Source organism: uncultured Sphingomonas sp. (assembly GCF_964250165.1).
Taxonomy (GTDB): Bacteria; Pseudomonadota; Alphaproteobacteria; order Sphingomonadales; family Sphingomonadaceae; genus Sphingomonas.
Window position 1 is genome coordinate 1 of sequence record NZ_CAXUEK010000050.1, and the last position, 2,999, is coordinate 2,999.

Below are 2,999 nucleotides of genomic sequence, written 5' to 3' on the forward strand. Positions count from 1 at the left end.
TCGACTACAAGACCGGCAAGGCGCCGTCCGCGGCGGCGGTGCGCGAGGGCTATTCACAGCAGCTGGGGTTGCTCGGCCTGATCGCCGAGCGCGGCGGGTTCGACGGGCTGGCGGGCCGGGCATCGGCCTTCGAATATTGGTCGCTGACGCGCAAGGGCGACGGCTTCGGCAATCTGGCGTCGCCCGTCGACCCGAACGGCGCGCGCGACCGGATCGTGACGGCCGAGTTCACCGCGATCGCCGCGCGCAACTTCGCCGAGGCCGCGGGCCAATGGCTGACCGGCGACGCGCCGTTCACCGCCAAGCTGCACCCCGAACATGCGCCCTACGGCGACTATGACCAGCTGATGCGGCAGGACGAGTGGTATGGGCGGGAGTGACCGTCTCGTCCGCCACCGCGTTAGCGGGGGAGGGGGACCGCCGCGAAGCGGTGGTGGAGGGGGATGGGGCGACGCCCTCCGAAAACCCCCTCCACCATCCGCCCCAGGGGGCGGATGGTCCCCCTCCCCCGGAGCGTTGCTCCGGTGGAGGACAAGGTGAGCGGCGCCGCCAGCCCTCCCCTGCCGCCGCTCCAGGGCGCGCAGCGGCAGGCGAGCGATCCGGAGGCGCATGTCTGGCTGTCCGCCTCGGCCGGGACGGGCAAGACGCAGGTGCTCGCCGCGCGCGTCTATCGGCTGCTGCTGCGCGGCGTCGATCCGGGCGGCGTCCAGTGCCTCACCTTCACCAAGGCCGGCGCTGCGGAGATGGCGGATCGCATCGCGCAGCGCCTCGCCGCCTGGGTGCGGATGCCGTCGTCCGAGCTCGGCCGCGACCTGCTGGCGCTCGGCGAGCGCCCCACGCAGGAGCGCATCGCGCTGGCGCGCACGCTGTTCGCCCGCGTGCTCGACGCGCCGGGCGGCGGCCTGCGCATCCAGACCATCCACGGCTTCTGCCAGGGGCTGCTCGCGGCCTTTCCGGTCGAGGCGGGGCTGACGCCGGGGTTCCGGCCGCTGGAGGCCCGCGAGGAGGCGGTGCTCCAGCGCGAGACGCTGGCCGGGATGCTGGCCGAGGCGGAGGCCGAAGGGCGCGGACGGCCCGTGACGGTGATCGGCGCGCTCAGCCTGCGCCTGGGCGAGGGTGGGGCGGAGCAGTTCCTCCACGCCTGCGCGCGCGCGTCCGCGGCGCTGGAGGCGCTGCCGAGCGGGGTCCAGCCCTGGCTGCGGCGGCAGCTGGACCTGCCGACCGGGCCGATCGAGGCGGCGCTGCACGAAGGCTGCGCGGCGATCGACCTCGACGCGGTGCGCCGGGTGGTCGCCGCCAACCGGGCGTGGGGCACCGCGACGGGCGACAAGCGCGCCGGCGCCGCCGAACGCTGGCTCGCCGCCGAACCGGCCGGGCGCGCCACGTCGCTGCGCGAGCTGCTCGGCGCGGTGTTCACCGGCTCGGGTGCGCCGTTCAAGCACGGGGCCAAGATCCTCGCCGTCGAGCCCGAGCTGGTCGAGCTCAGCCATGCCCTGGGCGGCCATTGCCTGGATCTGCTGTCGATGGTCGATCGCGCCGCCTATGCCGATCTGCTCGCGGACGGGCTGGAGGTCGGGCGCGATTATGCCCGGGCCTATGCCCACGCCAAGCGGCGGGCGGGCGCGGTCGACTTCGACGACCTGATCGGCACCGTCGTGGCGCTGTTCCGCCAGCCCGGGATCGGCGACTGGGTCCGCTACAAACTCGACCTGACCACGCAGCATGTCCTGATCGACGAGGCGCAGGATACCAATGCGCACCAATGGGCGATCGTGCGCGCGCTGGTGGAGGAGTTCTTCCAGGGCCGCGGCATCTTTGCGCCGTCGACGCGGACGCTGTTCACGGTCGGCGATTTCAAGCAGGCGATCTTCGGTTTCCAGGGGACCGACCCGATCAACTTCGCGGCGGCCGAGCGCCATTTCAGCGAGCGTGCGCGCGCGGCGCTGGGCGACGAGAGCTGGCCGGCGGCCGAGCGCGGGCTGCCGCTCGAACAGCTCTCGCTCACCCAGTCGTACCGGTCGACCTGGCCGGTGCTGAGCTTCGTCGATGCGGCGCTGGGCGCGATCCCGGCGCCGGGGCTCGGCGCGTTCGCTCCGGTCGCGGCGCATGCCAGCGAGGTGGCGGGACCGGGGCAGGTGACGCTGTGGCCGCCGGTGGTCGCGGGCGGCGAGGCGGAGGGCGAAGGCGAGGAGGGCTGGGTGGACGAGCCGGTGCGCCTGCTCGCCGGTCGCATCGCGAAGGCGGTCAAGGGCTGGCTCGCCGATCCGGCGGTCCGCAAGCGCGACGGCACGCGGCTGCGGCCAGAGGACGTGATGATCCTGGTCAAGCGGCGCGGCGATCTCGCCTCGCTCCTGGTCGCACGGCTCTATGCCGAGGGCGTACCGGTGGCGGGCGTCGACCGGCTGCGGCTCAACGCGCCGCTGGCGGTGCAGGACCTGCTGGCCGCGATCCGCTTCGTGCTCCAGCCGGACGACGATCTGAGCCTCGCCAACCTGCTGGTGTCGCCGCTGATCGGCTGGAGCCAGGAGGAGCTGCTCGCCGCCGCCGCGCCGCGCCGGGGCAGCCTGTGGCGCCATCTCGGCCGGCGGGCGCCGCCGGCGCTTGGCGCGATGCTGGCGCGCGCGGACATCGCCACGCCCTACCAGCTGCTGGAGGAGCTGCTGTCGGGGCCGCTGGACGGGCGGCGCAAGCTGCTGGCGCGGCTGGGGCCGGAAGCCCGCGATCCGATCGAGGAGCTGCTCAACGCCGCGCTCCAGTTCGAGCGCGCGACGACGCCGTCGCTGCAGCGTTTCCTCGACTGGTTCGATCGCGGCGACGTCGAGATCGTGCGCGATCCGTCGGCGCCGCTCGATGCGGTGCGGGTGATGACCGCGCACGGCGCGAAGGGCTTGCAGGCGCCGCTGGTCATCCTCGCCGTGCCGTTCCTCGACACGACCTTCGTCGTGCTCAAGCGGATGAAGTACCGCCAGCCGATCCACGCCGCCGACGCCAACCACTTC

The 2,999-nt window shown here is 73.7% G+C and carries 2 pseudogenes (1 of these 2 running past the window's edge); both read left to right on the forward strand.

Annotation, left to right across the window (positions count from 1 at the left end):
• Nucleotides 1–380, forward strand: a pseudogene (locus ACFE64_RS10765) (double-strand break repair protein AddB); the annotation flags it as partial.
• 156 nt (nt 381–536) lie between these two features.
• Nucleotides 537–2,999, forward strand: a pseudogene (gene addA / locus ACFE64_RS10770) (double-strand break repair helicase AddA) (it continues 1,047 nt past the right edge of the window).